The sequence below is a fragment of the Streptomyces sp. 15-116A genome, assembly GCF_025290915.1.
GTDB lineage: Bacteria > Actinomycetota > Actinomycetes > Streptomycetales > Streptomycetaceae > Streptomyces.
Window position 1 is genome coordinate 26,075 of the sequence record NZ_JAOCQE010000047.1, and the last position, 6,513, is coordinate 32,587.

General features: G+C 72.3%; 6 protein-coding genes. 2 read left to right on the forward strand and 4 right to left on the reverse strand.

The window, feature by feature from the left end; all coding sequences use genetic code 11:
- Positions 1-58: 58 nt before the first annotated feature.
- Positions 59-910 (forward strand): SDR family oxidoreductase, encoded by an 852-nt coding sequence (locus N4P33_RS11485; protein ID WP_260826262.1) that lies wholly within the window; start codon positions 59-61, stop codon positions 908-910.
- A 99-nt stretch (positions 911-1,009) separates the two neighbouring features.
- Here the strand turns inward: N4P33_RS11485 and N4P33_RS11490 are convergent, their stop codons facing one another.
- The 4 genes from N4P33_RS11490 to N4P33_RS11505 all read right to left on the reverse strand — a co-directional run bounded on the left by N4P33_RS11490 (position 1,010) and on the right by N4P33_RS11505 (position 4,838).
- Positions 1,010-1,864, reverse strand: coding sequence for a ScbA/BarX family gamma-butyrolactone biosynthesis protein (locus N4P33_RS11490; RefSeq protein WP_260826263.1), 855 nt, complete (start codon positions 1,862-1,864; stop codon positions 1,010-1,012).
- Between the two features lie 274 nt (positions 1,865-2,138).
- The gene (locus N4P33_RS11495) at positions 2,139-2,852 is read right to left on the reverse strand and encodes a ScbR family autoregulator-binding transcription factor (protein ID WP_260826264.1); all 714 of its coding nucleotides are present in this window, start codon (positions 2,850-2,852) and stop codon (positions 2,139-2,141) included.
- 139 nt (positions 2,853-2,991) lie between these two features.
- Entirely contained in the window at positions 2,992-3,996 is a 1,005-nt protein-coding gene (locus N4P33_RS11500) for a ScbA/BarX family gamma-butyrolactone biosynthesis protein (RefSeq protein WP_260826265.1), read from the reverse strand.
- A gap of 140 nt (positions 3,997-4,136) precedes the next feature.
- Positions 4,137-4,838, reverse strand: a complete 702-nt coding sequence (locus N4P33_RS11505; protein WP_260826266.1) for a ScbR family autoregulator-binding transcription factor — start codon at positions 4,836-4,838, stop codon at positions 4,137-4,139.
- 588 nt (positions 4,839-5,426) lie between these two features.
- On the opposite strand from N4P33_RS11505, the gene N4P33_RS11510 reads away from it, so the two are divergent.
- The gene (locus N4P33_RS11510; RefSeq protein WP_260826267.1) at positions 5,427-6,269 is read left to right on the forward strand and encodes an AfsR/SARP family transcriptional regulator; all 843 of its coding nucleotides are present in this window, start codon (positions 5,427-5,429) and stop codon (positions 6,267-6,269) included.
- Positions 6,270-6,513 lie beyond the last annotated feature (244 nt).

The following is a 6,513-nucleotide window of genomic DNA, read 5'->3' on the forward strand; positions in this document are numbered from 1 at the left end:
CGGTGCGCGGGCGGCGGGCGTGCGCGCACCGGAACAGTGAGAAGAAGGAGGAGCCCGGATGATCCTGGTGACCGGTGCCACCGGGACGGTGGGACGCGAAGTGCTGCGGCGGCTCCCCGCCCGTCCGCCCGTACGGGTCATGGCCAGGGAACCCGGCAGGGTCACGGGCGCGGCGCCGACGGCGGAGAAGGTCGCCGGGGATTATCGCGACCCCGGGGCGCTGGCCCGCGCGCTGGCCGGGGTGACGACCGCGTTCCTCGTCACCACCGACGTCGGCGGTGACGACGACGCCCGGTTCCTCCGCGCGGCGCGCACGGCCGGGGTACGGCGCGTGGTGAAGCTCTCCGCGGCGGCCGTGCTCGATCCCGGGGCCGACGACCTCATCACCCGGTGGCAGCGCGCCAACGAGGACCTGCTGCGCGACTCCGGCATGGAGTGGACCCTGCTGCGGCCCCGGTCGTTCATGTCCAACACCCTGTCCTGGGCCGCCTCCGTCCGCTCCGAAGGCGTGGTGCGGGCGCTGTACGGGACGTCGGCCAACGCGTGCGTCGACCCCCGGGACCTCGCGGAGGTCGCCGCGCGGGTCCTGACGGAGGACGGGCACGCCGGACAGGCGTACACCCTCACCGGGCCCCGGGCGATCACCCCGGCCGAGCAGACCGATCAGCTCGGCCGGCTGCTGGGAGTGCCGCTGCGGTTCGAGGAACTGACTCCCGAGCAGGCACGCGTCGCGCTGGGCGCGCGCTGCCCGGCTCCGGTCGTCGAGGCACTGCTGCACAGCGCCGAACGTCAGCGCGCGGGCGCCAAGGCCCAGGTGACGGACACGGTCGGCGAGGTGACGGGGCGTCCGGCCGGGAGCTTCCAGGCGTGGGCGAAGGATCATGTGGAGGCCTTCGCCCACGTCCCGTAGGGCCGCCGGGCGCATGTCTGCCCCCGTGTGCGCGGGCCCGCAGTAAGGAAACCGCCTGCGCTGTTTGTCGCGGGCTCCTCCCGAGGATGCCCGCGTGCCTCACCCGAGCCCTGGTGTGATGCCGCCGCGCACCTGGGCCTCCCACACCGCACGACCGTCCTGACGGGCCGTCACCTGCACGGTGAGCGGGCCCGAGCCGGGTGCGGGAAGGAGAGCGGCGTCGATCCAGCAGGCGCGCCGCGGGTCCGGCTGCCGTACGAAGGCGCAGGTGATCTCGGTGATCGACAGGCCGCCCCGGGCGGGGCCGACCAAGGCGTGCGTGGCTTGGCGGGCGGCCTCCAGCGCGACGAGGTGGGCGACCGGGCCGCCGTCGTCGGACAGGACCGGGTGAGTGGGGTCGGGGGCGAGCCGCCAGGCGCCCGCGGCCCGGTCGGCGAGCAGGATGTCGTGGGCCGAGGATCTGCCGAAGAGTTCGGGGGACGGGGCGGCGGACGCGGCCCGGGGAGCGGGAGGCGCACCGCGGTCACCGGCGTCCGGGGCGGGCGGTGAGGTGGAGAAGCGCAGGTGGCCGGTGGCCATCGGCTCGCCCTCGCGGCGCAGGGTGAACTCCAGGACCGCTTCCAGGGATCCCTCACCCCGGCCGACGAGGTCGGAGCCGACCACGTCGAGCTCCAGTTCGGTGGGGGCGGGGCCTATGGCGAGACGGCCGGGGAGCACGGCGAGCGAGACGTCCCAGGGCGTGAAGCGATGGCCGAGCGGCACCCGGTACTCGGTGTGCGCCAGGAGCAGTGCCGCCTGCCGCATCGTCTCGGCCGCCTGCAACAGATCGTGCCGGTGGGCCGTGGGGCTGAAGTAGGCGTGGGCCCTGGGCCATTGACCGGTCAGAGAGAAACGATTCTCTGCGCGGCTGAGACAGCCGGTGAGGAACACCTCGGACAGGGCCGAGCGGTGCACGTACTCGCGGGGGACGGTGGTCGTCAGGGACGGGGCGACGGGAGGGTCCTGGCCGGCCCGGACGGATAAGACCGGCCCCGTGTCGTGTGCCGCAGGGCGTGCCGCTGACGTCATCCCAGTTCCCCCCCATGAGTTCGGCCGTGCGAAAGCACTCCCCCATAAGATACGGACGAACCGGTTTTCTCAACACCCTTGTCGGCACATCCCGTTCACGGGACGGGCACAACGGCGCCCGTCCCGGGGCTGTGCCGGGGTGACGTGCCGGACGGGCCGGTCAGGCGGTGGCGGCGGCCGGGACCTGTTCCGGGACGACGTCCTCCTGCTCGTGCTCATGGTCCTGGTCGTGTGCCGCCGGCCCGGCCACCTCGGCGAAGACCGCGGCTCCCCGCCCGGGCGAGAAGTCCACCGCGGTGAGCACCGAGGGAAGTACCACGCTGGGCAGGACGTGACGCAGCATCACCGAGATCCGCTGGTCCAGGTCCCGGTAGTTGTTGAAGACCTGCGACATGGACTGCACCCCGCCGAAGGCGGCGACCAGGAACTCGGCGGTCTCCGCGGGCACCACGTGCGGGAGCAGCTCACCGCGCTGCCGGCCCTGCTCCAGCATCTCTCCCATCACCGTGCTCCAGCGCGTGAAGGGCCCGCGCCGGTCCAGGTCGATGGCCTGCTGGTCGAGGGTGAGCCGGGCCCCGGCGCGGACCATGGGATCGGTCTGCATCCGGTAGGCCTGCAGCGCCACGGTGTCCACGACCTCCTGCGTCTTGCAGGAGCGCTCGGGGATGGCCAGCTGCAGGTCCTGCCCGTTGAGGACGCCCTGCGCCACCTCTTCCTTGGACTGGAAGTGGAAGTAGAGCGCGCCCTTCGTCACCCCGGCCGTCTTCAGGATCTCGGTGATGGTGGCCGCCTGGTAGCCGCGTTCCTCGAAGACCTTGGCCGCCGCGAGAAGGATCCTCCGACGAGTCCGGATCGCGCGGTCTTGTTTCGGCACAGCCTTGCCTCCTTTTGCTCGATGAACCCGATGGAGGCTCACACAAAGAAACCGACAAGTACGTATCTTACTGCGTTCGGCGCCGCCCGGACAGAGGCGGGGAGCGGGAAGGAGGAAGAACGGCCGGGGAGACGGCGGGTCAGCAGGAGCGGGCCGGCCGGGCCGTGACGATCGCCTCGAACGCCTCGGCGCCCTGCTGCTCGGCGGTGACGACGACGGTGGCCTCGGCCGGGGACGAGCCGGTGAGGCGGGCGGTGACCGCGCACGGGGCGTCGAGTTCGACGTAACGCCGGTAGCGCGCGGTCAGGGAGAGCACCACGGAGCCGGGGCCGACGACGGCGGTGGCCGCCTGACGGGCGGCTTCGGCGAGCAGCATGCCCGGTGCGTGGTCCACGGGGTGGTCGAAGAGGACCGGGTGCCGCGTGTCGACGCGCAGCGTCCAGTCGCCGTCGCCGCCGGCGGGGGAGAGCACCACGTCCCTGGGGGAGAGGCGGCCCACGTGCTGCGGCGGCACCGGCGGGGTCAGCGGCGCCGCCTCGGCCGCGGCCGAGGCCCGCAGCCGGCTGTAGGCCCGGGGGGAGATGCAGGTGTAGGTGGCGCCGCCGGTCGCCACCGTGCGGCCGCCGATGCGGGCGACCACCTGGTAGCTGCCCCCGACGTGCTGTCCGCGCCGCTCCTGGACGGCGTCGTGGGTCACCTCCAGGGTCACGGTGTCCGGTGCCGCGGGGATCTGGAGGTGGTCCGGGAGGACGGAGACCGACAGTTCGCTCATCAGGAACTGATGGCCGAGCGGAACGCCCAGCTCTGCGTGAGCGAGAAGAGTACCGGCCTGACGGATTGTTTCAGCGATCAGCAGCGGGTCGTAGTGCGTGTCCTCGGGAAGCGCGAAGAAGCTGTGCCGGCGCGGCCACTGCGCGGTCACGGTGTACCCCCCGCCGTCCCGCGCCGACCAGTCGCTCAGCAGCACCTCGGCGAGCGCGGCCCGGTGGACGAACTGCCGCGGAACCGTCGTGGTGAGCACCGGGGCCTGCGGGGCGGGCGCCGGGACCTGCGGTATCCGCGAGGACTCGAGGGGCCGCCGCAGGACCGCTGCGGAGGTGCGCGGCCGGGACGGGGCGGTGAGGACGGTGGTGTGCACGGACATGACGAGACCCCCAAGGTCATGACAAACGTGAACGACAAGTGCTGAGTTGGTCCGACGTCGAATATACAGACGCGCCGGTTTTTTTCACAGACTTGAGGGTGTCATGGAGGCGACGAGATTCGGAGCCAGATCTTCCGGCTTCAGCGGGCGACGGACAGGGCGGGCGGATGAGCGGCGGCGCCGTCAGCGCCCCGCCGGCCGCCTTTTCCCCGGCCTCCGGCGCCGGTGGCGGACTCGGTCTCGGCCCTCAGCAGCGTGGCGAGCGTCTCCGGAGTCGTCAGCCGGGGCAGCAGCAGCCGCCAGAAGCGCCGGAGGGTGACGGGCAGCAGCCAGTCCGGTTGCCGGCGGGCGAGCGCCTCGAAGCCGGTGGTGGCGCCGACGATGGCCGTGACCATGTCCTGCCGCCGCACGCCGTCGGCGAGGAGCCGCTCCCGGTCGGCCTCGGCGAGGAGCTGCTGGACGCAGCCCTCCCACTCCCCGAGCAGGTCGAGCGAGGTCCGGTGCGGCGACTCGCAGCTCAGCCGGAAGCCGGCGCGGGCCACCACGTCCGTGCGGATCAGCTCGGCCAGGGCATAGGTGGTCGCCGTCAGCCGCTGGAGCGCGTTCATGTCGGGGCGCTGGGCGTTGTGCGCCGCCCGGCGCAGGCCGTCCGCGGCGGCCTCCATCACGGTCGCGGCCACCGCGGCCTTGCTGGTGAAGTGGAAGTGGAGCGCACCGGCGCTCACGCCCGCGCGGGCGCTGATGTCCGAGAGCTTCGCCTGGACATACCCGTTGCGCTCGAACGCCTCGGCGGCGGCGTGGATGAGTGCCTGGCGGGTGCGTACGGCACGTTCTTGTTTCATGGTGGCTCCTCGTGAGCGGGTCACTGCACACACCATCAGTATCAAACCAGCATGCCGGTTTCTAGTCCTGGGTCTCGTCTCGTCCAGAATGCGGCCGTAGCAGCGGCTCTGCGGTCGCGCCGGGTGAGGCCCGGCCCTTCGGGGCGGCTCGGGGGGCACAGAAAAGAGGGAGTGCGGTCTGTTTCGGGTCCGGGGCTATCGGTGATCGCGCGTGTCGAGGGGTCGCGTCGTCGCGATGCCCACGGATCCGGCCGACGGGCGGTCTGTAACGGAGGCCGTAACTGATCACGGGACAGCTGGATCTGCTGGTTTCTGAGGTCGCGGGATGCGGTGACGGCCCTTGGTCGGGGCGAGTTTCAGCCTTCGCCGACCTTCCGTGATCCTCGGTAGGGAGGGGTGAATCCCCAGCTCAGTTCAGCCTGCGTGGGTCGTGAGGCCCGGAGCGGGGCGGTTGCGTGAGGTCTACAAAGAAACAGTCCAGGCGGTTTTATATTGACAAACCGCGCGGCCTGTTTTTAACTCGGACCGGACCAAGCGAGCCCGATGGCTCATGACCGCAAGTGTGGACACACGAACAGGGGATACGGCGTGGACATCGAAGTTCTGGGCACATTGGCCGTCAAGGAGTTCGGGATACCGGTGACTCCGTCCGCGCCCAAGCCCCGCCAGGTGCTCGCACTGCTCGCGCTCCGTGCCGACCAGGTGGTGCCGGTGGAGGTGCTGACCGAGGAGCTGTGGGGCGACCGGCCGCCGCGCAGCGCCCGGACCACCCTGCAGACCTACATCCTCCAACTGCGGGAGCTGCTCACCGCCGCCCTGCGTCACGCTCCCGCCGACGCCGTGACCCGTACCGCCAAGGACGTCCTCGTCACCGCTCCCGGCGGTTATCTGCTGCGGACCTCGCCGGGCAGCCACGACGTACGGGAGTTCGACAGGCTCGCGGGCATGGGGTACCGGGCGCTGGACGCGGAGGACTTCGCGGGTGCCAGCCGCCGGCTGTCCGAGGCCCTCGCCCTGTGGAACGGCGCCGCGCTGGCCGGGATACCGGCCGGACCGCAGCTGGAGCTGGAGATCCGGCGCCTGGAGGAGTCCCGGCTGTGCGCCCTCTACCAGCGCATCGAGGCCGACCTCAGGCTCGGCCGGCACCGGGAACTCCTCGGCGAGCTCACCGTCCTGGCGGACCGCTACCGCACCCACGAGAACCTGCACGGCCAGTTGATGCTCGCCCTGCACCGCTCGGGCCGCCGGGGCGAGGCGCTCGGTGTCTACCAGCGGCTGCGCCAGTCGCTCGTACGCGATCTGGGGCTGGAGCCCTCGGCCGGACTGCGGCGGCTGCAGCGCTCCATCCTGATGACCGGGCCGGAGGCCGCCCTGGACCCGGTGCCCGCGGAGTACTCCGCCACGGCCGACCGGCTGGCTCGCGTCGGCTGACGGCGCATCCTCCGCCCGGCGGCTCCGGCCCGACCGGGCCGGGATGCGGCACGGGCGCGGAACGGAACGAGCACAGAGCGGATGCGGGGCGCGGCCCGTACGACGGCGAGGAAACCTCTGTCGTACGGGCCGCGCCCCGCATCCGTGCGCCTACGCGTGCTGGAGGACCTCGGACAGGCGGGCCCGCAGCGCCGGGCCCGGTTCCGCCCCGTGCGCGCGGGCCAGGGCGTGGCGGGCCCGCCGG

Bases quoted from the DNA above. Each gene is read 5' to 3' on its own strand.
- N4P33_RS11485 (WP_260826262.1), top strand. From the start codon at position 59: ATGATCCTGGTGACCGGTGCCACCGGGACGGTGGGACGCGAAGTGCTG.
- N4P33_RS11500 (WP_260826265.1), bottom strand. From the start codon at position 3,996: ATGTCCGTGCACACCACCGTCCTCACCGCCCCGTCCCGGCCGCGCACC.
- N4P33_RS11505 (WP_260826266.1), bottom strand. From the start codon at position 4,838: ATGAAACAAGAACGTGCCGTACGCACCCGCCAGGCACTCATCCACGCC.